Raw genomic sequence first — 22,877 nt, 5'->3', positions numbered from 1 at the left:
AGGTATGCAATGAGTCTGATTATTTCGATGGCGGCGTTTGCCCTGGTGGCCTCGATTACGCCGGGGCCGGTCAACATTGTGGCGTTGAGTTCCGGCGCGCAGTTCGGTTTTCGCGCCAGTCAGCGCCACGTGGCCGGCGCAACGCTGGGTTTTGTGTTGCTGCTGGTGTTGATGGGGTTGGGGCTGCATGAAGTGTTGCAGGCATGGCCGGCGCTGACGCGGATGGTGCAACTGGCCGGCGTGGCGTTTCTGTTGTTCATGGCGTGGAAACTGGCGGCGGACAACGGGCAACTCGACGCGAAGGAGTCGGGGCGGGCGCCGTCGATGGTGTACGGCGCGGTCATGCAGTGGCTCAACCCGAAAGCCTGGCTGGCCTGCGTGGCCGGCATGGGCGCGTTTGTCGCCGATGGCGAGGCGCGGCTGGTCTGGCAGTTTGCCGCGGTGTATCTGGTGATCTGCTACCTGTCCGTCGGTTGCTGGGCGTACGCCGGGACTTTTCTGCGCGGTTATCTGAACAACCCGGCGGGGATGCGCGTGTTCAACCGGATCATGGCGCTGTTGCTGGCGATGAGTGCGATTTACCTGTTGCTGCCCTGATCGATCATTCAGCCGCGATACTGCCCCGGTGTCGCCGCCAGATGCTGTTTGAACGCCCGCTGAAAATGCGCCTGATCGGCAAACCCGGCTTCCAGTGCCACGTCGGCGATCAGCTTGCCGCTGCGCAGACGATCCTGGGCAAACTGGATGCGTCGGTTGACCAGAAACGCGTGGGGCGTCATGCCGTAATGCTGTTTGAAGGCGCGGATCAGGTAGGACGGCGACAGTTGCGCAGCGTCGCAAATGTCTTCGAGCTTGAGCATTTGCGTGCAGTTGTCGCGGATGTAGTCAGCCGCGCGCTCCAGTTTGAAATTGGGCTCGCGCAGCGGTTGATCGCCGGGGTTGAGGCGTTGCTGCACGTCGGTAAAAAACTCGACCGCCGCGCTGTGTTTGCTCAGCACGTCCTGCTCGCTGTCGACCAGTGTTTCGAACAACGCCTTCAGGCCGGCAAACAGGCTGGCGTCAGACGTATGGGTGATGGAAAACCGCCGAAACGCCAAGTCGCTGCCGAACCCGAGCTGATGCTGCAAGTCGGTGAGCCACGGCGTATCGACGTACAACATCAAGTACGACCACGGCTGGTCATTGATTGGATTACAGGCGTGGACGTCACCGGGATTCATCAGCACTACGGTGCCGGCGCTGACCTCAAACTCCAATTGTTCATGGATATAGGTACTGCGCCCGGCGGTAATCGCGCCGATGGAAAAGTGCTCGTGAGCATGCCGGGTGTAACAGACCTCGCGCCCATCGGCGATGGAGCGGGCTTCAATGAAGGGCAGGGCATCGTCGCGCCAGAAGCGGGGGGCCTTGTCAGCGTCTTTGCCAGCGGTGGGCTTCATCGTCGGTGTCCTCGGCAGGTCAGCACCGGAGTGTATTAGCTCTCGCCGTCAAAGGCTCGTTGCAGTGCAGCGATATCGAGTTTTTTCATTTGCAGCATCGCCTCCATGGCGCGCTGTGATTTTGCCGTGTCGGGGTCTTTCATCATGTTCATCAGGGCGATTGGCACGATCTGCCACGACAGGCCGAATTTGTCCTTGAGCCAGCCGCATTGCTGGGCCTGAGGGACGCCCCCCGCGCTCAGGGCGCCCCAGAAGTGATCGACTTCCTCCTGGGTCTGGCAGTTGACCTGAAACGAGATTGCCTCGCTGAACTTGAACATTGGGCCACCGTTGAGGCCGGTGAAACTCTGTCCGTCGAGCTCGAAGCTGACCGTCATGACCGAGCCTTCAGGGCGGCCATGCAAATCGAAACCGGCGTGGCCATAGTAGGTCGTGGCGGTGATTTTTGAATGATCGAACACCGAGCAGTAAAACTTCGCGGCTTCCTCCGCCTGATCGTCGAACCACAGGCAGGGCGTGAGCTTCTGAACGCGTTGCATGGCGGTAATCCTCTCCACGGTTCACTCGTGCTGAACTTTCAGCGTAGTCAGCCGGGAGGGGCCCGGAAGTACCGCAGATCGACAAGTTACCGATCAGAAATCCCAGCGGGTGGTCAGTTGCACGTTGCGAGGCTCGCCGTAGAACCCGGTGCCAAAGTTACCGAGCCCGGTGTAATAGGTCTGGTCGAAGAGGTTCTTCACGTTCAGCGTGGTGCTCAGGTGATCGTTGAAGCGGTAACGCGCCATGACGTCCACCAGGGCATAGCTTTGCTGGGTGATTGTCGAAGACTGGCCGAAGTTGACCGGGTCGTCGGGGTTGGGCTGGAACACATTGCCGAAGAATTCGCTCTGCCAGTTCACCCCGCCGCCGACGGTGAGTTTTTCCAGTGCCCCTGACAGCCGGTAGGTGCTGAACACCCGAACCACTTGTTCCGGCGCGGTGGTTTGCAGGATCGAGCCGTAGACGTAATCGCCCTTGGCATCGCGGGTGTGGTTGTAGCTGTAGCCGGCCGACAGATTCCAGCCTTCCATCACTTCACCCGCCACTTCGACTTCAAAGCCTTTGGTCGTGGCGCCTTGCACCGGCCGGTACACCGACTCGGTGTCGACACCGCTGACGTACTCGGCAACGTTGTCTTGTTCGATGCGGAACACTGCGAAACTGGCGTTCAAGCGCCCGTCAAGGAATTCGGCCTTGAGCCCGGCCTCGTAGCTGTCGCCTTCCACCGGGTCGAGCAGTTTGCGCTCGGCATCCTTGCTCATCTGCGGCTGATAAATGCTGGTGTAGCTGGTGTACACCGACCAGGTATCGTCGAGGTCGTAGACCAGCCCGGCATACGGGGTGACCACGCCGGTCTGGCGATAGCTGTCGCGCACATCCTTGGTGGTCGGGTCGCTGTAGTCCAGCTCATCGCTGGCAGTGAAGCGGCTGACCCGGGCGCCGAGGATCACCGCCAGGTCGTCGGTTGGCTTGAGCCGGGTGGCCAGGTAGGCACCGGTCTGACGCTGGTCGATGTCGTTGTCGCCGACCCTGGCAATGTCCGGTTTCGCGAACTCGCCGCGCCAGTCGAAGATGCTGCCGTCGAGGGGCGGGTAGACCGAACCGTGCACCGGGATGTCCTGGCGGGTGTGCATCGACATGAAACCGGCGATCAGCTCATGCTCGCGACCCAGCAGGCTGAACGGGCCGGTGAAATTGACGTCGAGGTTGTCCTGCAACTGATCGCCCTTGAACCGGCCCATGTACATGAACATGCCGTTGCCGGTGAGCGGGTCCGGATTGCCGCCGCTGGCCGAGGCGAGGAAGGTGTCGTGCTGGCGATGCTTGCGGTCGTAGCTGACCTTCAGCTTCCAGTCATTCACCAGTTGCTGTTCCACCGAGGCGAAGATCGTCTGGTTGGTGAAATCGCGCCGGCTCCAGTCGGTGGCCGGGTTGAACGAGCGGGAAAAACGGGTGCGCGAACCGTCGCTGTTGTACATCGGGAAACCGGTCCAGCTGGCGCCACGGGAGCGGGTATTTTGCTGGTCGATACCGACGGTCACGAGAGTGCCCGGCGTCAGGTCGGCTTCGAGGATGCCGTAGGCGATGTCGCGGGTGTTGCGGTAGTTGTCCAGGTACGCGCTGCGGTCTTGATACGCCCCGACGAAACGCCCGCGCACGTTGCCGCTCTCCGTCAGTGGGCCAGCAATGTCGCCGGTGCTGCGATAGTTGTCCCAGGAGCCGACAGCGCCGGTGATCGAGGCCTTGAATGCTTTGGTCGGGCGCTTGCGGATCAGGTTGACGGTGGCCGATGGGTCCCCCGAACCGGTCATCAGCCCGGTGGCGCCCTTGATGATCTCGACGCGGTCGAAGGTCGCCATGTCGGTGCTGGTGGTGCCGTAATCGTAGACGCCGTCGTAGTCGGTGTTGACGCCGTCGTACTGGAAGTTGGTGATCGGCAGGCCACGGCTGGAAAACTCCCAGCGCTCGCTGTCGTAGTTCTGCACACTGACGCCGGGCACACGGCGCAGGGCGTCGGCGATGCTGGTGGAGCCCTGGTCGTCCAATTGCTGGCGGGTGATGACCGACACCGACTGCGGGGTTTCACGCAAGGACAGCGACAGCCCGGTGGCTGAAGAGGTCGATCCGAGGGTGTAGGCGTGGCTGTCTTCGGTGATGGCGCCGAGCGCCCGGCCGGAAACGTTGGTGGTGCCCAGTTCCAGCGGCCCATCCGTTGCGGGGGCAACCTGCAGGACATAGCCGCGGTCGCCCTGCGGCTGGGCTTGCAAGCCACTGCCTTGCAACAGTCGCTGCAAGCCCTGTTGCACGGTGAATTCGCCTTCAAGCCCCGGGCTGTATTTATCACTCGCCAGATCGTTGCGGCCGGCGAGGAATATCCCCGCCTGTTCGGCGAAACGGTTGAGTGCACTGACCAACGAGCCGGCAGCGACCGTGTAATAACGCTTCTGGCGGGTGGACTGTTCACTGGTGCCGGCTGTTCCGGCGTGGGCGAGGGCCGGGGCAAGACTCAGCAGCGCGACCGGAAGGGCCAGTGCCAACGGACGCAAGGCAAAACGAGTGCGAGCGAAGGAGTCGCGCAAAAGGGTGTTCCCTGGAATCAGATCGAGCGGCAATTGAAGTGCTTCACAGGGTTAACCGAACGAAAAACCAAAAAGGGAACTGTGGCGTTGAAATGTTTTTGGTTCACGCTTTTGGCGCGACGTTGACCCACCAGTCCATGGTTTTTTCGACGCGAATCGGTAGCGCCGCTTCCAGCAGGCGCAAGGCTTGATCGGTGTCCTTGAGCGGAAACGAGCCCATCACCGGCAAACCGGCGATGGCCGGGTCGCACGCCAGATGCCCCGGTCGGTAGCGGCTCAATTCGTCGATCAACTGCCCCAGCGGCAGGTTGTCCGCCAGCAACAGACCACGGCGCCAGGCTTCGCGGCCCGCCGCTGCTTCGGTGGAAGGTGGCGTGTGGTTTTGCGTGAACGCCAATTGTCGTCCGGCCTCGACCACCTGCACCTGGCCCGCCGTGGTTCGAACTTCGACCGCGCCTTCGTAGACGTTCAGCAACGTCCGCTGTTGTTCCTGGCGCACGCTGAAACGAGTGCCGAGCGCGCGCATCCGGCCTTCGGCGGTTTGCACCAGAAACGCTCGGCTGCTGTCCTTGGCGGTATCAATCAACACTTCCCCGGCATTCAACAGCAGCAGGCGTTGCGTGGTGTCGAAACGCACATTCAGCGCGCTGAGGGCGTTGAGCCAGATGCGGCTGCCATCGCTCAGGAGGCTTTCCCGGGTTTCGCCGGTGCCCGTAGAAAGATCGGCGGTCCATCGGCCCAGAACGTCCGGCAGCGAAGATTCCCGCCAGGCGTTCCAGCCCAGTAGCCCGCCCGATGCGAGAATGAGCAGGCTCTTGACTGTCTGCCGACGGCTGATCGGCGAGCGCGCGGTATTACGCAGCACAAGTCCGGCGGCCTGCGGGTGATCATCCTGTAGCGCGGCAAAGCGCTGGCCAACACGCTCGACATAGCGCCAGGCCGCCTGATGATCGCCACTTTGCGCCAGCCAGGCTTGCCAGCGCTGACGTTCCTGATCGCCGACGTGCTGATCGTTGAGTTGCACATACCATTGCGCCGCTTGTTCGAGGCTGGCATGGCTGATCGAGTTGGAAGTGGCGGCGGGCATGGCGCTACTCGATCAACAGGCCATCGAGTTCGGCCTCAAGCATCGCGCAGTGCATCAGCGCCTGTGCCAGGTACTTTTTCACCATGCGTTCGCACACACCGATTTCTTCGGCGATGGCGCGGTAGGGTAGGCCATGCAACTGGGCCAGGATGAACGCGTCGCGCACATTCTTTGGCAGGCGCAGCAGCATGGCGTCCACTTCATACAAGGTCTCGACGATGATTGCCTGTTGCTCCGGCGACGGTTGAACCGCCTGCGGGCGTGCAGCCAGCGTTTCCAGCCACGCCTGTTCCAGCTGTCGACGGCGCCAGTGATCGATGCACAAGCCACGGGCAATGGTCGCCAGGTAGGAGCGCTCGCGACTTTCGCAATCGAACACTTGAGGGCGCTTGAGCACGCGGATAAAGGTGTCATGGGCCAGGTCGGCAGCATCGAACGCATTGCTCAAGCGCCGGCGCAGCAGCTCATGCAGCCAGCGGTGATGCGTGACGTAGAGGTTCTGAACGCTGGAAGAATCGGCGACCATCATCGTGAACAGATATCCATGGGCGACAGGCGCCGTTGGTGCAAATAAGAATTGGTCGCGATTAAAACAAAAGGTTTGGCTGCGTGCAAATGATATTGGTTTGCTTTTAGGGTGTATGGACAGGCAGAAGGCCTTGGTGAAGTCAAATTGACTCTTGCCGTAGTCGTATTGACTGTTATGGCTTCAGGTCAAATTGACTGCCTTCGTCGCAGCGTGTTGATTTTTATAGCTTAAAAAACTGGCACGAAACCTGAAGTAACAAACGTACAACTGGTCTGATTCGGGAGTACGGAAATATGTTCGCTTACTTCAGCAATCCTCAGAATGTCTTGCACCTGTCTAGCAACATGTTGGGCGCGGGCCTGGCGCTGTTGCTGGCAGGCATCTACGGCGCTTATCTCTACGCCGGACACCTGCCGATCGTGGTGTTGGTCGCGATGCATGCCATGACCATCATCGGGCCTACCTTGATCAAAATCGGCTATGTCATGCGTCTGCTGGCCCAGCATCGGATGGGCAAAGGCTTGGTTGCCGCAGCGGTTTGAGGCATCAGACCGGCATTTTGTTTGTACCGAGGCTCTAGCCTCGTCCCAGACCACCCTGTTCGGCGATCCAGCGGGTGGCCAGGTCGATAAAGGCGCGCAACTTCGGTTGAGTCTGGGTTCTGCCGGGGAAATACAGGTACAGCGCCGAACTCAGTGGCACGAACGGTTGCAGCACCCGCTCCAGTCGGCCGTCCGCCAACTCATCGGCGATTTCCAGATCGCAGGCATACGCCAGGCCCGAACCGCTACGGGCGGCCGCCACCAGCAACCTTCGGTCATTGACGATCACGCCGCCCTCGACACCCACCGTAAAATCGCGCCCCTCGCGGCGAAATTCCCAGCGGTGTGCGCTCCCCGAGGTCGAAAAGCGAAAGCCGATGCATTGATGACGGGTCAGGTCTTCAGGGCTGGCCGGCTTGCCTGCCTTGGCGAAGTACTCCGGCGCACCCACCACCGACCATTGCAGATCCGGCGTGAGGCGCACCGCGACCATGTCTTTTTCGATGGACTCGCCCAGGCGGATCCCTGCATCAAAACCGCCAGCCATCAGGTCCACCGTGGCGTCATCGAGGGATATGTCGAGGGTGACTTGCGGATAAGCCTCGCGAAACAGCGGAATCAGCGGCTCCATCAACAAGGCCCCGGACAGCCTCGGTGCAGTGAGGCGCAGCGTGCCCATGGGCTGATCGCGAAAGCCGCTGAGTACCGCCAGCGCCTCATCGATTTCACTGGCCGCAGGCCGCAACCGCGCAAACAGGCTGGCCCCGGCTTCAGTCAACGCCACCCGGCGTGTGGTGCGCTGGAACAGCAATACGCCCGTACGGCGCTCGAGCAATTTGATCGCATGGCTGACAGCGGTGGGGGTGACCGCCAACCGCGTCGCGGCGAGGGTGAAACTCTTGTGCTCGGCCACCGCCAGAAACTCGGTCAAGCCATCGAAAGGATCGTGATTCATCGCGGTGCCATTATGAAAGTGCGTTTCATAGTGCTTGTAACACGAGGGCATTTTTCCGGGCAATCTTCCTGCGTACCTTGTGCCTACCCCCACTGCACACAAGGAACACGCTCATGACCACCTCCAATAACTTCAAACGTATCTGGCTCATCACGGGCGCTTCTCGCGGTATCGGCGCAAAAATCGCCGCCGCTGCGCTGGCCAACGGTGACGCGGTGGTTGCCACCGCCCGCGATGCCAACAGCATCACCCAGCGTTTTGGCGATCAACCCGGATTGCTGGCCGTCACCCTCGACGTCACTGACGAAGCGCAGGGCGTTGCGGTCGCCAAAGCCGCCATCGAGCACTTCGGACGCATCGACGTGCTGGTCAACAACGCCGGTTTCGGTTTGCTCGGCGCAGTAGAAGAAGCCACTGCCGATGAAGTACGCCGCGTGTACGAAACCAATGTCTTCGGTTTGTTGAACGTCACCCGCGCCGTCCTGCCGCACATGCGCGCCGCTCGCAGCGGGCATGTGATCAACCTGTCATCGGTGGGGGGGTACAGGTCCGGGGCGGGATTCGGTGTTTACTGCTCGACCAAATTCGCCGTCGAAGGCTTGAGTGAAGCGCTGCATGCCGAGCTGGAGCCGCTGGGCGTCAAGGTCACCATCGTTGAACCGGGCTATTTCCGCACGGAGTTTCTCGAAGGCAATTCACTGGTCGAATCGCCGTCCTCGATTGCCGACTACGATGGCACTGCGGGCGAAGTGCGCAAGATTGCCAAAGCCGTGACCCTGAATCAGCCCGGTGATCCGGACAAACTGGCCCAGGTCATGATCACCCTGGTGGAAGCGCAAAAGGCACCGCTGCGCCTGCCGCTGGGCAGTGACTGTGTCGCGGCGATCGAAGCCAAGAACACCTTTGTCGCCGGTGAGTTGCAGGCCTGGCGCGAAGTGTCGGTGTCCACCGATTTCTAAGCCCCGACGCAACCTGTAGGAGCCAGCTTGCTGGCGAAGCGGCAGCGGCCATAAAACCGCTTCGCCAGCAAGCTGGCTCCTACAGGTTTGAGGCGGTATTGAGAGTACCGGTGGTCGATGAACCGGTCTCGCCCGGCAATTTGCGCTTAGCTATAGGGATAACCCAAACAGCGCTACCTGTAGGAGCGAAGCTTGCTCGCGAAGGGGCCGTGTCATTTGACATGGAAGTCGTCTGATACACCGCCTTCGCGAGCAAGCTTCGCTCCTGCATGGGCCGTGAGTCTGAGGAATTCGCCATGCTGACCCTCAACATCAATGGCAAGGATCAGGCACTGGATGTCCCTGCGGACATGCCGCTGCTTTGGGTCCTGCGCGATGTCGCGCACCTGACCGGCACCAAATTCGGTTGCGGCATGGCCCAGTGCGGCGCTTGCACCGTGCATGTCGACGGGGCGCCGCTGCGCTCCTGCATCACGCCCGCCACGGCAGTGGCCCATGGGCAAAAAATCCTCACCATTGAAGGCCTGTCCACCGACGGTTCGCACCCGGTACAACAAGCCTGGGCCGAACTCGATGTGGTCCAGTGCGGCTACTGCCAGTCCGGGCAGATCATGTCGGCGGCGGCGCTGCTGGCGAAGATCCCCAAGCCCACCGACAGCGACATCGACCAGGCGCTCTCCGGCAACATCTGCCGCTGCGGCACCTACCCGAGGATTCGTGCCGCGGTCAAACGCGCCGCCGACATCGGTTGACGGGAGTCATGCGCCATGAACAGCATCAATCCGTTATCGCGCCGAGGTTTTCTCAAGGGCAGCGCAGTGCTGGGCGGTGGGCTGGTGATCGCCTTTATCATCCCCGGCGCCCACCGTTTTGCCATGGGTGCCGAGAATCAGGGCAACGTCTTTGCACCGAATGCATTTTTACGAATCGGTAACGACAACAGCGTCACCGTGCTGCTCGGCCATTCTGAAATGGGCCAGGGCATCTGGACCGGCCTGACCATGCTGATCGCCGAAGAGCTGGACGCCGACTGGTCGAAAATCCGCGTCGAACACGCCCCGGCGTCGGCCGCCGACTATGGTCTGCCCGGGTTTGGTGGGATGCAAATCACTGGCGGTTCGACCTCGACCTGGATGGAGTTCGATCGTTACCGTCAGGCGGGCGCGGCGGCGCGGTTGATGCTGATCGAAGCCGCCGCCAAGCGCTTCAATGTCGCGCCTTCGGAAATTCGCACCGAGTCGGGTGTGGTCATTGCCGGCGACCACCGCGCCACGTACGGCGAACTGGCCGATGACGCGGGCAAGCTGCTGGCACCGGACCCGGCGTCGATCAAGTTCAAGGAGGCGAAAGACTGGAAGGTCATCGGCAAACCGACCAAACGCCTGGACACTCCGGAGAAAATCACCGGGCGAGCCAAATTCGGGATGGACGTGCAGTTCGACGGACTCATGACCGCGATGGTTGCCCGTGCGCCGGTGTTCGGTGGCAGCGTCAAATCCTTTGAAGGCGCGCAAGCGCTGGAGATCCCGGGCGTGCACAAAGTGGTGCAGGTGCCGACGGGCGTCGCGGTGATTGCCGATCATTACTGGGCGGCGAAACTGGGGCGCGATGCGCTGAAGGTCGATTGGGATCTGGGGCCGAACACCGAGCTCGACAGCCAACATCTGCTGGAGAGCTTTCGCAAACTCGCCGCCACGCCGGGCACTTCGGCCAGCAAGGCCGGGGATGCGCAGGGCGCTTTGCGCAAGGCAGCGAAGGCGATTGACGTCGAGTACAGCGTGCCGTACCTGGCTCATGCACCGATGGAACCGCTCAATTGCACGGTGAAAATCACCCAGGACAAATGCGAAATCTGGACCGGTACGCAGTTCCAGACGCTGGATCAGATGATCGCGGGAAAAATCACCGGGCTCAAACCTGAGCAGGTCGAGATTCATACCGAGTTCTTGGGCGGCGGTTTCGGCCGGCGGGCCAACCCGACTTCGGACTTTGTCGCTGAGGCGGTGGAGGTCGCGAAGGCGGCGGGCGGCCCGGTGAAAACGGTGTGGTCGCGTGAGGACGACATCCGTGGCGGGTATTACCGCTCGGCGTTCCTGCATCAGGCGCGTATCGGCCTGGATGCCAGTGGAATGCCGATTGCGTGGAAGCACGTGATGGTCGGGCAGTCGATCATGGACGGCACAGCGTTTGCGGCCACCATGGTCAAGGACGGTATCGACAAAACGTCGGTGGAAGGCGTTGTCGACAGCCCTTACATCGAGGGCTTGGCCGATCATCAGGTGGAACTGCATTCGCCGAAAACCGGCATCACCGTGTTGTGGTTGCGTTCGGTCGGGCACACCCACACGGCGTTCGTGATGGAGTCGCTGATCGATGAGCTGGCCGAAGCGGCAGGCAAGGACCCGGTGGAGTACCGGCGAACCTTGCTCAAGGACCATGCGCGGCATCTTGGTGTGTTGAACCTGGCGGTCGAGAAGGCCAATTGGACAGCGCCATTGCCGGATGGGCATGCACTGGGTGTCGCGGTGCATGAGTCGTTCGGCAGCTACGTCGCGCAGGTTGCCGAGGTGTCCCAGGACAACCTGAAGATCCGCGTGCACCGGGTGGTGTGCGCGGTGGACTGCGGCATTGCGGTCAACCCGATGAGCATCGCGGCGCAAATGGAGTCGGCCATCACCTTCGGCCTCGGCTTTACCCTGCACAGCAAACTGACCTTCAAGAATGGGCAGGTGGTGCAGTCCAATTACCACGACTATCAGGTACTGCGCCTGAACGAAATGCCGCTGGTTGAAGTGCATATCGTGCCCAGCACCGACAAACCCGGCGGCATCGGTGAGGCTGGCGTGCCGCCCACGGCGCCAGCGGTGGCCAACGCAGTGTTTGCCCTGACCGGGCAGCGGTTGCGCGAACTGCCCTTGCAACTGTCGGGGGTGTGAGATGAGGCGACATCTGATTCTGGGCGCAGTGGTGCTGATCCTCCTGACGATCTACGCCACGGACCTGTTCTCAGAGGATAGAGAAGCGTTGAAGGCTTTCGATACCGTGCAGAAAGTGTTTCAGAGCCCGCGCTGCCAGAACTGCCATATTCCCGGTGATTCACCGTTGCAGTTCGATGCCGGAACGCCCCACGCGATGAACGTCGTACGCGGCATGGACGGCAAGGGCGCGGCCGGTTTGCCGTGCGCCACCTGCCACGCCGACAGCAATCCGCCGGCCAGTTACGGCCCGCATGCGCCGCCGGGTGCACCGCACTGGAGCCTGCCGCCTGCGGCGCACAAAATGGCCTGGATCGGGCTGCCGGCCGACAAATTGTGCGCAATGATCAAGGACCGCTCCAGTAATGGCGACCGGGATTTCGCCGCGCTGATCAAGCATGTCAGCGACGACAAACTGGTGCTGTGGGGCTGGAATCCGGGTGAAGGGCGAGCGCCGGTGCCGGTGCCGCACGATATCTTCGTCACTCAATTCAAGCGCTGGGCCGAGGCCGGAGGGCCTTGTCCGGTGGTGGGCAGTTGACCGACGGTCCGTTAACCGGGAGTCAAACCGGGTATGGACCACTCTAAAGAACATACCCGCCAATGGAGTGAGTCATGCTGAACCCAGGCAAACCGGTAAAACACGGCGCTAACGCAGACCCGTTGCTGTCGCCCCAGCAAGCGCGTCAATTGCTGCGTGATCAGGCCCGTAAAGCCGAGCAGGAAGTGATTGGTGTGCAGATGGCGAGCATGGATGAGTTGACGCTGCTGTCCAACCGTCACGGCTTCACGACACTGGCCCAACTGGGGCTGGACGCCTGTCAGCAACTGGAAAAGCCGGCCACGCTGCTGTTTTTCGATCTCGATAATTTCAAGCACATCAACTATTTGTACGGTCGCGCCGAGGGTGATGACGCGCTGAAAACCTTTGCCGACGTGCTGCGCATCGCCTTCCGCGAAAACGATGTGATTGGCCGGCTCGGCGACGACGAGTTTGTGGCCTTGTTGACCGGTTCAAGCGCCGTGGACATTGGCGCCATCAAGTCCCGGCTCGAAGAAATCCTCGACGAGCGCAATGCCACGATGCGTCGCGGTTATGACATTCGTTTCAGCATTGGTCAGGTTGAGTACGACATTAATCTGCATCACTCGATCGATGAACTGCTGATTGAGGCGGAGAGGGCGTTGCACCGGTAGGCTGGAATTTCGGTGGTGTATGAGCGGGCCTCATCGCGAGCGGGCTCGCTCCCACATTGGTTCGTGTACGGCGCAGAACCAATGTGGGAGCGAGCCCGCTCGCGATGAGGCCCTCAAAATCACCCATATCTTCACTTGGCAAACAGCTGCCCGATATCCTTGAACGCTTTGAACTCCAGCGCGTTACCGCAAGGATCGAACAAAAACATCGTCGCCTGTTCGCCAACCAACCCCTGAAACCGAATACCCGGTTCGATCACGAATTGAGTTTCAAGCGCCTTCAGCCGTTCAGCCAAACCCTCCCACTCATCCATCCCCAGCACCACGCCAAAATGCGGCACCGGCACGTCATGCCCGTCCACGGCGTTGGTATGCGCCGCTTCCTGTGAGGCGTTTTTGGGCGCCAGGTGAATCACCAATTGGTGGCCGAAGAAGTTGAAGTCAACCCAATGGTCGCTGGACCGGCCTTCCTCCAGACCGAAGACGTCACGGTAAAAAGTCCGGGCTGCCGCGAGGTCATAGACCGGGATGGCCAAGTGAAAAGGGGAGAGTTGCATCGCTGTGCCTCGCAGATTGACGGTGGTTGAGGTGGAGTTTAGCGCTGTGCTTTTCGATTGAAAGACGATAGTTTTTGCATCGAGCTCAAATTATTTCGATCAATCGAGACCGTCATGCTGCGTGAACTGAAAACCTTCATCGCTGTTACACGCTACGGCACATTCGCCGCCGCCGGCATGCACATCGGCCTGACGCAGTCGGCGGTCAGCGCGCAGATGCGCAACCTGGAACAAGCGCTGGGCATTCGTTTGTTCGATCGCACCGGGCGTCAGGCGATTCTCAATGCGGCAGGGCAACGGGCGTTGCCAATGGCCCGGGAGATGCTGGAAACCTTCAGTCGCATGGCGGTCAGCGATGACGTCAGCGAATACCGCGGCGAGTTGAAGATTGGCGCAGTGGCCACAGCCCAGACCGGGTTGCTGCCCCAGGCGTTATTGCGCTTACGCCAGCAAGCGCCGTTGCTGGAACCGAAACTGGTGCCGGGCGTTTCGCTGAATCTGCTGAGCCAGGTCGATACCGGAGAGGTTGATCTGGCCATCCTGATCAAGCCGCCGTTCGAGTTGCCCAAGGAGTTGTCGGCGCAGGTCATTCGCAAGGAACCGTTTGTGCTGATCGTGCCGCCGGAACTTGAGGGTGATGACCCGTTGCAGATCCTCGCGAACCATCCCCATGTGCGTTACGACCGCAATTCCTTCGGTGGGCGCCTGGTGACGCGGTTCCTGCGTGAGCAGCAGATTGATGTGCAGGTGGCTTTGGAGCTGGATGAACTGGAAGCCATCGTCAAAATGGTTGAATGCGGATTGGGTGTGTCGTTGCTTCCTGAGGCCGGGTTGTGGCTTGAGTATGGCGCGAAGGTGCGGATCATCCGGTTGGGCGAATTGACGTTCTACCGCGAGATTGTGCTGTTGCAGCGCTACAGCCAGAGAATGCAGCCAATCCAGCAGCTATTTGCCGACTGCCTGAGCCAATAGATGATCCCTGTAGGAGCTGGCTTGCCAGCGATGGCGATGTCCGTCTCACTATAAATGTTGGCTGTACGACCGCTATCGCTGGCAAGCCAGCTCCTACAAGGGATCGCGGTGGGGTCTGGAATTTCGGGCACAAAAAAACCCGCCTGTAGAGGCGGGTTTTTTCGTTACCGTCGAAGATTACTCTTCGAGGCTGCCCATGGCCGTGGTGTTGAAACCACCGTCCACGTACATGATTTCACCGCTGATGCCGGACGCCAGGTCCGAGCACAGGAAGGCGCCGGCGTTGCCGACTTCTTCGATGGTGACGTTGCGACGCAGCGGGGTTTGCGCTTCGTTGGCGGCCAGCATCTTGCGGAAGTTCTTGATGCCGGAAGCGGCGAGGGTGCGGATCGGGCCAGCCGATACGCAGTTGACGCGAGTGCCGTCCGGGCCCAGGGAACCGGCCAGGTAACGTACGCCGGCTTCCAGCGAAGCCTTGGCCATGCCCATTACGTTGTAGTTAGGCATGGTGCGCTCGGCACCCAGGTACGACAGGGTCAGCAGGCTGCCGTTGCGGCCTTTCATCATTTCGCGGCCAGCTTTGGCCAAAGCCACGAAGCTGTAGGCGCTGATGTCGTGAGCAATGCGGAAACCTTCACGGGTGGTGGCTTCGGTGAAGTCGCCGTCCAGTTGGTCGCCAGGGGCGAAGCCGACGGAGTGCACGATGCAATCCAGGCCATCCCACTTCTTGCCCAGCTCAACGAAAACCTTGGCGATTTCTTCATCGCTGGCCACGTCGCACGGGAAGCACAGGTCCGGGTTGGAACCCCAGCTTTGTGCGAACTCTTCGACACGACCCTTGAGTTTGTCGTTCTGATAAGTGAAGGCAAGCTCAGCGCCCTCGCGATGCATGGCGGCAGCGATGCCGGATGCGATGGACAGCTTGCTGGCGACACCGACGATCAGTACGCGCTTACCGGCGAGAAAACCCATGTGTTGCTCCTCTCTTTCAGGTTATTGCGCAGTGGCTGGTGCCAGAAAAGCGGCTTCCAGCAACTGCTGTGTATACGGATGTTGGGGGGCGGCAAAGATACTTTGCGCGTCTCCCTGTTCGACCACTTGGCCATGCTTGACCACCATCAGCTGGTGGCTCAGCGCTTTGACGACAGCCAGGTCATGGCTGATAAACAGATACGTCAGGTTGTACTTGGTTTGCAGTGAACGCAAAAGCTCCACCACTTGGCGCTGCACTGTCCGGTCGAGGGCCGAAGTCGGCTCGTCCAGCAGAATCAGCGCCGGTTTTAGCACTAATGCCCGGGCAATGGCGATTCTCTGCCGCTGCCCGCCGGAAAATTCGTGGGGGTAGCGGTGCCGGGTTTCCGGATCCAGACCTACCTCCCTGAGTGCCGCAATAATCGCTTGTTCCTGTTCCGCCTCGGTGCCCATCTTGTGAATCCGCAGGCCTTCGCCAACGATCTGGCTCACGCACATCCGCGGGCTCAGGCTGCCGAACGGGTCCTGAAACACCACCTGCATCTCCCGACGCAGCGGCCGAACCTGTTGTTGCGTCAGGCAGTCTAGCTGCTTGCCTTCAAAACGGATCGCACCTTTGCTGCCAATCAGCCGCAAAATCGCCAAACCGAGTGTCGACTTGCCGGAACCGCTTTCCCCCACAATCCCCAGGGTCTGTCCCTGAGGCAGGCTGAAATTGATCCCGTCCACCGCTTTGATGTGATCGACGGTCTTTTTCAGCAAGCCTTTCTTGATCGGAAACCAGACTTTCAGGTCCTCGACCGCAAGCAACGGCGGGCCAATCACGTTGGTCGCCGGCTTGCCGCTGGGCTCCGCTGCCAGCAGTTCCCGAGTGTACGGATGCTGCGGCGCGCGGAACAACTCTTCGCACGATGCCTGTTCGACGATGCAACCGCGCTGCATGACACATACGCGATGCGCAATTCTTCGTACAAGGTTCAAATCGTGACTGATCAGTAACAATGCCATGCCCAGACGGGTCTGCAATTCCTTGAGCAATTCGAGGATTTTCAGCTGGACGGTCACGTCCAGCGCGGTGGTCGGTTCGTCTGCGATCAGCAGCTCCGGCTCGTTGGCCAGGGCCATGGCGATCATCACCCGCTGGCGCTGGCCGCCGGACAATTCGTGGGGCAGGGCTTTCAGGCGCTTCTCGGGCTCCGGAATGCCGACCATTTCCAGCAGTTCCAGCGTGCGTTTGGTCGCGACTTTGCCGATCAAACCTTTGTGGATGCTGAGAACTTCGTTGATCTGCTTCTCGATCGAGTGCAGCGGATTGAGCGAAGTCATCGGCTCCTGAAAGATCATCGCGATCCGGTTGCCACGGATGTGGCGGATGGTTTTTTCTTTCAGGCTCAGCAGGTCTTGCCCGGAGTACTCGATGGTGCCGGACGGATGCCGGGCGAGCGGGTAGGGCAGCAGGCGCAGGATCGAGTGCGCGGTGACCGATTTGCCGGAACCGCTTTCACCCACCAACGCCAGGGTTTCGCCGCGCTTGATGTCGAAGCTGACACCTTCGACCACCCGCTGGCAGCGCTCGCCAACGACGAATTCGACGGCCAGGTCGCGCACTTCGATCAGATTGTCCTGATTCATTTCACTTCCTCGGGTCGAAGGCATCGCGAGCGGACTCGCCGATGAACACCAGCAGACTCAACATCAACGCCAGCACCGCAAATGCGCTCATGCCCAGCCACGGCGCTTGCAGGTTGGATTTGCCCTGGGCCACCAGCTCACCGAGCGACGGCGCACCCGGCGGCAAGCCGAAACCCAGGAAGTCCAGCGCCGTCAGCGTGCCGATGGCGCCGGTCAGGATGAACGGCATGAAGGTCATGGTCGAAACCATCGCGTTGGGCAAGATGTGGCGGAACATGATCGCACCATTCTGCATCCCCAGCGCCCGGGCCGCGCGCACGTATTCGAGGTTGCGTCCGCGCAGGAACTCGGCACGCACCACGTCCACCAGGCTCATCCACGAAAACAGCAGCATGATCCCCAGCAGCCACCAGAAGTTCGGCTGGACGAAGCTGGCGAGAATGATCAGCAGATACAGCACCGGCAACCCGGACCAGATCTCCAGGAACCGCTGCCCGGCCAGATCGACCCAGCCGCCATAGAAACCCTGCAAGGCGCCGGCAATCACGCCGATGATCGAGCTGAGAATGGTCAACGTCAGCGCGAACAGCACCGAAATTCGGAAGCCGTAAATCACCCGCGCCAACACATCGCGCCCCTGGTCGTCCGTGCCCAGCAGGTTGTCGGTCGATGGCGGTGCCGGTGCCGGGACTTTCAGGTCATAGTTGATGCTTTGGTAGCTGTAGGGAATCGGCGCCCACAGCACCCACGCATCCTTGGCCTTGAGCAGTTCGCGGATATACGGGCTCTTGTAGTTGGCTTCCAGCGGGAACTCGCCGCCGAACGTAGTCTCCGGGTAACGCTTGAGCGCCGGGAAGTACCAGCTGTTGTCGTAATGCACCACCAAGGGTTTGTCATTGGCGATCAGCTCGGCGCCGAGGCTCAGGCCGAACAGCACGAGAAACAGCCACAGCGACCACCAGCCGCGCTTGTTGGCCTTGAACAGTTCGAAACGCCGACGATTGAGAGGGGACAGGTTCATCTCAATGCTCCCGGCTTTCGAAGTCGATGCGCGGATCGACAAAGGTGTAGGTCAGATCGCCGATCAGTTTCACCACCAATCCCAGCAGGGTGAAGATGAACAACGTGCCGAAGACCACCGGGTAATCACGGTTGATCGCCGCTTCGAAACTCATCAGCCCCAGTCCGTCGAGGGAGAAGATCACCTCCACCAGCAACGAACCGGTGAAGAAAATCCCGATGAATGCCGACGGGAAACCGGCAATCACCAGCAGCATGGCGTTGCGGAACACGTGGCCGTAGAGCACACGGTGATTGGTCAGGCCCTTGGCCTTGGCGGTGACCACGTACTGCTTGTTGATTTCATCGAGGAAGCTGTTTTTGGTCAGCAGGGTCATGGTCGCGAAGTTACCGATCACCAGCGCCGTCACCGGCAACGCCAAGTGCCAGAAGTAATCGAGAATCTTGCCGCCCATGCTCAGTTCATCGAAGTTGTTCGAGGTCAGTCCCCGAAGCGGGAACCAGTCGAAATAGCTGCCGCCGGCGAACACCACAATCAACAGAATGGCGAACAGGAACGCCGGGATCGCGTAGCCGACGATGATCGCCGAGCTGGTCCAGACGTCGAAGTGACTGCCATGTCGCGTGGCCTTGGCGATCCCCAGCGGGATCGATACCAGGTACATGATCAGCGTGCTCCACAGCCCGAGGGAGATCGACACCGGCATCTTTTCCTTGATCAGGTCGATGACCTTGGCGTCGCGAAAGAAACTGTCGCCGAAATCCAGGGTGGCGTAGTTCTTGACCATGATCCACAAACGTTCCGGCGCCGATTTGTCGAAGCCATACATGTGCTCGATTTCTTTCACCAGCGCGGGGTCCAGACCCTGGGCGCCACGATAGGCCGAGCCGGCCACCGACACCTCTGCACCACCGCCGGCAATGCGGCTGGTGGCGCCTTCGAAACCTTCGAGCTTGGCGATCATCTGCTCCACCGGCCCGCCGGGGGCGGCCTGGATGATCACGAAGTTGATCAGCAAAATGCCGAGCAGCGTCGGGATGATCAGCAGCAGTCGCCGAAAAATATACGCCAGCATCTATTACTCCGTGCCCGCAGGGTCGGCTTGCAGTTTGGTTTCGACTTCTATCGCCGGTGTCACGTTGGGCTTGATCCACCAGGTGGCCGTACCGATGTCGTACTTGGGTGAGATTTTCGGGTGGCCGATATGGTTCCAGTAAGCCACGCGCCAGGTCTTGATGTGCCAGTTGGGGATCACGTAATAACCCCATTGCAGCACGCGGTCCAGTGCACGGGCGTGAGCCACCAGGCTTTTGCGCGAATCGGCGTTGATCAGTTGCTCGACCAGTTGGTCCACCACCGGGTCTTTCAGGCCCATGGAGTTGCGGCTGCCGGGTTTGTCGGCGGCGGCAGACATCCAGAACTCGCGCTGTTCGTTACCCGGCGAGTTGGATTGCGGGAAGCTGCCGACAATCATGTCGAAGTCCCGCGAACGCACGCGATTGATGTACTGCGAGACGTCGACCCGGCGAATCACCAGGTCGATCCCCAGGTCGCTGAGATTGCGCTTGAACGGCAGCAGCACCCGTTCGAACTCGGTCTGGGCAAGCAGGAACTCGATGTTCACCGGTTTGCCGTTGGCGTCGACCATCTTGTCGTCGACGATCCGCCAGCCGGCTTCCTGCAACAGCTGATAAGCCTTGCGCTGCTGCGTGCGGATCATGCCGCTGGCGTCGGTCACCGGGTTCTGGAAGGCCTCGGTGAATACCTGCTCGGGGATCTTGCCGCGGAACGGGTCGAGAATGGCCAACTGATCGCCATCCGGCAAACCGGTGGCGGCCATTTCCGAGTTTTCAAAGAAACTGCGGGTGCGCACGTAGGCGCCGTTGAACAGTTGCTTGTTGGTCCATTCAAAGTCCAGCAACAACGTCAGCGCCTGGCGCACGCGCACGTCCTGGAACACCGGACGGCGCAGGTTGAAGACAAAACCCTGCATGCCGGTCGGGTTGCCGTTGGGGATCTGTTCCTTGTTCAGCCGACCTTCGGCAACCGCCGGAATGTTGTAGGCGTTGGCCCAGTTCTTCGCGCTCATCTCCAGCCAGTAATCGAACTGTCCGGCCTTGAGTGCTTCCAGGGCCACGGTGTTGTCGCGGTAGTAATCGGTGGTCATCACGTCGAAGTTGTAGAAACCACGGTTGGCCGGCAGGTCCTTGCCCCAGTAATCCTTGACCCGCTCGTAGCGAATCGAGCGCCCGGCCTTCACCTCGCTGACCTTGTACGGGCCGCTGCCCAACGGCATTTCCAGGTTGCCCTTGTTGAAATCCCGGGTCGCCCACCAGTGTTTGGGCAGTACCGGCAACTGGCCGAGGATCAACGGCAGTTCGCGGTTGTTGGTGTGCTTGAACTTGAACAGCACGGTCAGAGGGTCTTCGGCGACTGCTTCAGCGACGTCGCTGTAGTAACCGCGATACATCGGCGCGCCGTCCTTGATCAGGGTTTCGAAGCTGAACACCACGTCTTCGGCACGGATCGGATGACCGTCGTGGAAGCGTGCTTCAGGGCGCAGGTAGAAACGCACCCAGCTGTTGTCCGGGGCTTTCTCGATCTTGCCGGCAACCAATCCATATTCGGTGAACGGTTCATCGAGTCCCTGTTTGGCCAGGGTGTCGTAGATCAGCTCGATGTCGCCGGCCGACACGCCTTTGCTGATGAACGGGTTGAGGCTGTCGAAGCCGCCGAAGCCGGCCTGACGGAAGACCCCGCCCTTGGGTGCGTCCGGATTCACGTAATCGAAATGCTTGAAGTCGGCCGGGTATTTCGGCGGCTCGTTGTACAAGGTCAGGGCGTGTTGCGGTGCGGCGCAGGCCAGCCCGGCGAACAACAGGCCGCTGGCCTGCAGGAGCAGGGCGCGTACGGGTTTCATCGATCTTTCTCCGAAGATTTCAGCCACCACGCGCTCAGGCCCAGCGTATAGGGCGGCGTGGTGACGAAGGCGAACCGGTTGCGGTAGGCCAGGCGGTGATAATTGAGGTACCAGTTGGGAATGATGTAGTGCTGCCATAACAACACGCGGTCCAGGGCTTTGCCGGCGGCAACCTGTTCATCGCGGGTCTGGGCGGCGAGCAGTTGCTCGAGTAAATGGTCAACCACCGGGTTGGCGATGCCCGCGTAATTTTTGCTGCCCTTGACCCCGACCTGGCTGGAATGGAAATACTGCCATTGCTCCAGGCCGGGGCTGAGGGTCTGGTTCAGGGTCATCAGAATCATGTCGAAATCGAACTGGTCGAGGCGCTGTTTGTACTGGGCGCGGTCCACCGTGCGCAGCCGGGCGTCGATGCCGATACTGGCGAGGTTCTCGACATAAGGCTGGAGGATGCGTTCCAGGTTCGGGTTGACCAGCAGGATCTCAAGCGAGAGCGGCTGGCCCTTGGCATTTTCGACCCGTTGACCGTTGAGCTTCCAGCCGGCCTCGGCGAGCAGGCTCAGGGCCTGGCGCATGGTGTCCCGCGGAATGCCGCGCCCTTGGGTCTGCGGCAGGCTGAACGGCTCGGTGAGCAGTTTGGCGGGCAATTGCTCGCGGTACGGCTTGAGCATCAACCACTCATGACCGACCGGCAGACCGGTGGCCGAGAATTCGCTGTTGGGGTAGTAACTCATGGCGCGTTTGTAAGCACCGCTGAACAGCGTGCGATTGGTCCACTCGAAATCGAACATCAGCCCCAGCGCTTCGCGCACCTTCGCGTCGGAGAAGGCCGGACGCCGGGTGTTCATGAACAGGCCCTGGCTCTGGGTCGGGATCTGGTGCGGGATCTGCGCCTTGATGACATCGCCTCGTCGCACGGCCGGGAAGTTGTAACCGTTAACCCAGTTCTTCGCCTGATGCTCGATGTAGATGTCGAACTCGCCGGCCTTGAAGGCCTCGAACGCGACGTCGCTGTCGCGGTAGAACTCGACTTCCATGCGGTCGACGTTGTACTTGCCGCGATTGACCGGCAGGTCCTTGCCCCAGTAATCCTTGACCCGTTCAAACACAATCTGGCGCCCGGGCGTGACCGAGGTAATGCGATAAGGGCCACTGCCCAGCGGCGGCTCGAAGGTGGTGGCCTTGAAGTCGCGACCTTTCCAGTAATGCTGCGGCAGCACCGGCAACTCGCCCAGGCGCAAGATCAGCAGTGGATTGCCAGCGCGCTTGAAGACGAAGCGGATGCGCTGTGGGTTGAGCACGTCGACCCGCAACACTTCCTGGAGATTGGTGCGGTATTGCGGATGGCCTTCCTTGAGCAGCAATCGATAAGAGAACGCGACGTCATACGCGGTGATCGGCGTGCCATCGTGAAAGCGGGCTTCGGGGCGCAGGTTGAACACCACCCAGCTGCGGTCTTCGCTGTATTCCACCGATTGGGCGATCAGGCCATAACTGGAGGTGGGTTCGTCGCCGGACGGCGCGTATTGGCCGGTGCCGACCATCAGCGGCTCGTTGAGCTCGTTGATGCCGTACTGCAGGAAATTCGCGGTGGAAACCGGGCTTGAGCCCTTGAAGGTGTACGGGTTGAGCGTATCGAAGGTGCCAAACGCCATCACCCGCAACGTACCGCCCTTGGGCGCTTGCGGGTTGACCCAGTCGAAATGGGTAAATCTGGCCGGGTACTTGAGCGTGCCGAACTGCGCATAACCATGGCTTTCGCTGATCGTCGCACTTGCGGAGGAGCTCAAGGCCAGGCTGATGAGGAGCAGGAGGAGGGGACGCTTCAAGTCAGAGATCCGATCCAGGCGGCTTGGGCTTTGTGGGCCGTACAGTAACAGCTTGTATGGACAGGAAAAAGACGGGGATTTAACGACCCCTTAATTGCCGGGGCAGATCCCTTGTGGAGGCTTGGAAACCTATTTGATCGCTCGTCGTACACAAACCCTGTAGGAGCCAGCT

The 22,877-nt window shown here is 60.6% G+C and carries 21 protein-coding genes; 8 read left to right on the top strand and 13 right to left on the bottom strand.

What is annotated here, in order from left to right:
* Positions 1–9 precede the first annotated feature (9 nt).
* Positions 10–597 carry a LysE family translocator gene (locus IB246_RS04375; protein ID WP_008038225.1) on the top strand — a complete coding sequence of 196 codons (588 nt, stop codon included), beginning with the start codon at positions 10–12 and terminating at the stop codon, positions 595–597.
* Between the two features lie 8 nt (positions 598–605).
* Here the strand turns inward: IB246_RS04375 and IB246_RS04370 are convergent, their stop codons facing one another.
* The 5 genes from IB246_RS04370 to IB246_RS04350 form a co-directional block, all read right to left on the bottom strand.
* Entirely contained in the window at positions 606–1,439 is an 834-nt protein-coding gene (locus tag IB246_RS04370) for an AraC family transcriptional regulator (protein WP_008038226.1), read from the bottom strand.
* Positions 1,440–1,474: 35 nt separating this feature from the next.
* Complete coding sequence (locus tag IB246_RS04365) at positions 1,475–1,978, bottom strand: VOC family protein (protein WP_008038228.1); 504 nt, start codon at positions 1,976–1,978, stop codon at positions 1,475–1,477.
* 93 nt (positions 1,979–2,071) lie between these two features.
* Positions 2,072–4,558 (bottom strand): TonB-dependent siderophore receptor, encoded by a 2,487-nt coding sequence (locus tag IB246_RS04360; protein ID WP_008038234.1) that lies wholly within the window; start codon positions 4,556–4,558, stop codon positions 2,072–2,074.
* A gap of 103 nt (positions 4,559–4,661) precedes the next feature.
* Positions 4,662–5,645 (bottom strand): FecR domain-containing protein, encoded by a 984-nt coding sequence (locus IB246_RS04355; RefSeq protein ID WP_008038236.1) that lies wholly within the window; start codon positions 5,643–5,645, stop codon positions 4,662–4,664.
* A 4-nt stretch (positions 5,646–5,649) separates the two neighbouring features.
* Positions 5,650–6,174, bottom strand: coding sequence for a sigma-70 family RNA polymerase sigma factor (locus tag IB246_RS04350; RefSeq protein ID WP_008038238.1), 525 nt, complete (start codon positions 6,172–6,174; stop codon positions 5,650–5,652).
* A 293-nt stretch (positions 6,175–6,467) separates the two neighbouring features.
* Here IB246_RS04350 and IB246_RS04345 point away from each other — a divergent pair, with 293 nt between their 5' ends.
* Positions 6,468–6,716 carry a hypothetical protein gene (locus IB246_RS04345; RefSeq protein ID WP_008038240.1) on the top strand — a complete coding sequence of 83 codons (249 nt, stop codon included), beginning with the start codon at positions 6,468–6,470 and terminating at the stop codon, positions 6,714–6,716.
* A 34-nt stretch (positions 6,717–6,750) separates the two neighbouring features.
* Here the strand turns inward: IB246_RS04345 and IB246_RS04340 are convergent, their stop codons facing one another.
* Entirely contained in the window at positions 6,751–7,671 is a 921-nt protein-coding gene (locus tag IB246_RS04340) for a LysR family transcriptional regulator (RefSeq protein ID WP_032832429.1), read from the bottom strand.
* 113 nt (positions 7,672–7,784) lie between these two features.
* Here IB246_RS04340 and IB246_RS04335 point away from each other — a divergent pair, with 113 nt between their 5' ends.
* The 5 genes from IB246_RS04335 to IB246_RS04315 all read left to right on the top strand — a co-directional run bounded on the left by IB246_RS04335 (position 7,785) and on the right by IB246_RS04315 (position 12,802).
* Positions 7,785–8,630 (top strand): oxidoreductase, encoded by an 846-nt coding sequence (locus tag IB246_RS04335; protein WP_008038242.1) that lies wholly within the window; start codon positions 7,785–7,787, stop codon positions 8,628–8,630.
* A 296-nt stretch (positions 8,631–8,926) separates the two neighbouring features.
* The gene (locus IB246_RS04330) at positions 8,927–9,382 is read left to right on the top strand and encodes a (2Fe-2S)-binding protein (RefSeq protein ID WP_008038243.1); all 456 of its coding nucleotides are present in this window, start codon (positions 8,927–8,929) and stop codon (positions 9,380–9,382) included.
* Between the two features lie 15 nt (positions 9,383–9,397).
* Complete coding sequence (locus IB246_RS04325; RefSeq protein WP_008038244.1) at positions 9,398–11,566, top strand: xanthine dehydrogenase family protein molybdopterin-binding subunit; 2,169 nt, start codon at positions 9,398–9,400, stop codon at positions 11,564–11,566.
* 1 nt (position 11,567) lies between these two features.
* The gene (locus tag IB246_RS04320) at positions 11,568–12,146 is read left to right on the top strand and encodes a hypothetical protein (RefSeq protein ID WP_008038245.1); all 579 of its coding nucleotides are present in this window, start codon (positions 11,568–11,570) and stop codon (positions 12,144–12,146) included.
* Between the two features lie 74 nt (positions 12,147–12,220).
* Positions 12,221–12,802: a GGDEF domain-containing protein gene (locus tag IB246_RS04315; RefSeq protein ID WP_008038246.1), complete on the top strand. Its 582-nt coding sequence runs from the start codon at positions 12,221–12,223 to the stop codon at positions 12,800–12,802.
* Between the two features lie 131 nt (positions 12,803–12,933).
* Here IB246_RS04315 and IB246_RS04310 read toward each other — a convergent pair whose 3' ends face one another.
* The gene (locus IB246_RS04310; protein ID WP_008038247.1) at positions 12,934–13,359 is read right to left on the bottom strand and encodes a VOC family protein; all 426 of its coding nucleotides are present in this window, start codon (positions 13,357–13,359) and stop codon (positions 12,934–12,936) included.
* Between the two features lie 114 nt (positions 13,360–13,473).
* Between IB246_RS04310 and IB246_RS04305 the strand changes: the two genes are divergently transcribed.
* Complete coding sequence (locus tag IB246_RS04305; RefSeq protein ID WP_008038248.1) at positions 13,474–14,331, top strand: LysR family transcriptional regulator; 858 nt, start codon at positions 13,474–13,476, stop codon at positions 14,329–14,331.
* Between the two features lie 177 nt (positions 14,332–14,508).
* On the opposite strand, the gene fabI is transcribed toward IB246_RS04305, so the two are convergent.
* Genes fabI through IB246_RS04275 form a run of 6 tightly spaced genes read right to left on the bottom strand, consistent with a single transcriptional unit; the run spans position 14,509 to position 22,687 of the window.
* A complete protein-coding gene (gene fabI / locus IB246_RS04300) occupies positions 14,509–15,303 on the bottom strand; it encodes an enoyl-ACP reductase FabI (RefSeq protein WP_008028639.1) in 795 nt (264 codons plus the stop codon).
* A gap of 21 nt (positions 15,304–15,324) precedes the next feature.
* Entirely contained in the window at positions 15,325–16,935 is a 1,611-nt protein-coding gene (locus tag IB246_RS04295) for an ABC transporter ATP-binding protein (protein ID WP_008038249.1), read from the bottom strand.
* A gap of 1 nt (position 16,936) precedes the next feature.
* A complete protein-coding gene (locus IB246_RS04290; RefSeq protein ID WP_008028637.1) occupies positions 16,937–17,956 on the bottom strand; it encodes an ABC transporter permease in 1,020 nt (339 codons plus the stop codon).
* Between the two features lies 1 nt (position 17,957).
* The gene (locus IB246_RS04285; RefSeq protein WP_008028636.1) at positions 17,958–19,031 is read right to left on the bottom strand and encodes a microcin C ABC transporter permease YejB; all 1,074 of its coding nucleotides are present in this window, start codon (positions 19,029–19,031) and stop codon (positions 17,958–17,960) included.
* A 3-nt stretch (positions 19,032–19,034) separates the two neighbouring features.
* On the bottom strand, positions 19,035–20,876 hold the full coding sequence (locus IB246_RS04280) for an extracellular solute-binding protein (protein ID WP_008038252.1): 1,842 nt from the start codon (positions 20,874–20,876) through the stop codon (positions 19,035–19,037).
* Positions 20,873–22,687 (bottom strand): extracellular solute-binding protein, encoded by a 1,815-nt coding sequence (locus IB246_RS04275; protein WP_412548144.1) that lies wholly within the window; start codon positions 22,685–22,687, stop codon positions 20,873–20,875. Before IB246_RS04275 ends, IB246_RS04280 begins: the two co-directional genes overlap by 4 nt.
* Between the last annotated feature and the right edge of the window lie 190 nt (positions 22,688–22,877).

Source organism: Pseudomonas sp. PDM01, from assembly GCF_014852325.1.
GTDB classification, from domain to species: Bacteria; Pseudomonadota; Gammaproteobacteria; order Pseudomonadales; family Pseudomonadaceae; genus Aquipseudomonas; species Aquipseudomonas migulae.
Note: the sequence above shows the minus strand (reverse complement) of the source record. Positions and strands in the feature narration are given on the sequence as shown.

What these genes read in the sequence shown, in the direction of transcription:
- IB246_RS04320 (WP_008038245.1), top strand. Translation starts at nt 11,568, where the DNA reads ATGAGGCGACATCTGATTCTGGGCGCAGTGGTGCTGATCCTCCTGACG.
- IB246_RS04375 (WP_008038225.1), top strand. Translation starts at nt 10, where the DNA reads ATGAGTCTGATTATTTCGATGGCGGCGTTTGCCCTGGTGGCCTCGATT.
- IB246_RS04335 (WP_008038242.1), top strand. Translation starts at nt 7,785, where the DNA reads ATGACCACCTCCAATAACTTCAAACGTATCTGGCTCATCACGGGCGCT.
- IB246_RS04295 (WP_008038249.1), bottom strand. Translation starts at nt 16,935, where the DNA reads ATGAATCAGGACAATCTGATCGAAGTGCGCGACCTGGCCGTCGAATTC.
- IB246_RS04345 (WP_008038240.1), top strand. Translation starts at nt 6,468, where the DNA reads ATGTTCGCTTACTTCAGCAATCCTCAGAATGTCTTGCACCTGTCTAGC.
- IB246_RS04305 (WP_008038248.1), top strand. Translation starts at nt 13,474, where the DNA reads ATGCTGCGTGAACTGAAAACCTTCATCGCTGTTACACGCTACGGCACA.
- IB246_RS04310 (WP_008038247.1), bottom strand. Translation starts at nt 13,359, where the DNA reads ATGCAACTCTCCCCTTTTCACTTGGCCATCCCGGTCTATGACCTCGCG.
- IB246_RS04290 (WP_008028637.1), bottom strand. Translation starts at nt 17,956, where the DNA reads ATGAACCTGTCCCCTCTCAATCGTCGGCGTTTCGAACTGTTCAAGGCC.
- IB246_RS04315 (WP_008038246.1), top strand. Translation starts at nt 12,221, where the DNA reads ATGCTGAACCCAGGCAAACCGGTAAAACACGGCGCTAACGCAGACCCG.
- IB246_RS04285 (WP_008028636.1), bottom strand. Translation starts at nt 19,031, where the DNA reads ATGCTGGCGTATATTTTTCGGCGACTGCTGCTGATCATCCCGACGCTG.
- IB246_RS04280 (WP_008038252.1), bottom strand. Translation starts at nt 20,876, where the DNA reads ATGAAACCCGTACGCGCCCTGCTCCTGCAGGCCAGCGGCCTGTTGTTC.
- IB246_RS04350 (WP_008038238.1), bottom strand. Translation starts at nt 6,174, where the DNA reads ATGATGGTCGCCGATTCTTCCAGCGTTCAGAACCTCTACGTCACGCAT.
- IB246_RS04325 (WP_008038244.1), top strand. Translation starts at nt 9,398, where the DNA reads ATGAACAGCATCAATCCGTTATCGCGCCGAGGTTTTCTCAAGGGCAGC.
- fabI (WP_008028639.1), bottom strand. Translation starts at nt 15,303, where the DNA reads ATGGGTTTTCTCGCCGGTAAGCGCGTACTGATCGTCGGTGTCGCCAGC.
- IB246_RS04330 (WP_008038243.1), top strand. Translation starts at nt 8,927, where the DNA reads ATGCTGACCCTCAACATCAATGGCAAGGATCAGGCACTGGATGTCCCT.
- IB246_RS04355 (WP_008038236.1), bottom strand. Translation starts at nt 5,645, where the DNA reads ATGCCCGCCGCCACTTCCAACTCGATCAGCCATGCCAGCCTCGAACAA.
- IB246_RS04370 (WP_008038226.1), bottom strand. Translation starts at nt 1,439, where the DNA reads ATGAAGCCCACCGCTGGCAAAGACGCTGACAAGGCCCCCCGCTTCTGG.
- IB246_RS04365 (WP_008038228.1), bottom strand. Translation starts at nt 1,978, where the DNA reads ATGCAACGCGTTCAGAAGCTCACGCCCTGCCTGTGGTTCGACGATCAG.
- IB246_RS04340 (WP_032832429.1), bottom strand. Translation starts at nt 7,671, where the DNA reads ATGAATCACGATCCTTTCGATGGCTTGACCGAGTTTCTGGCGGTGGCC.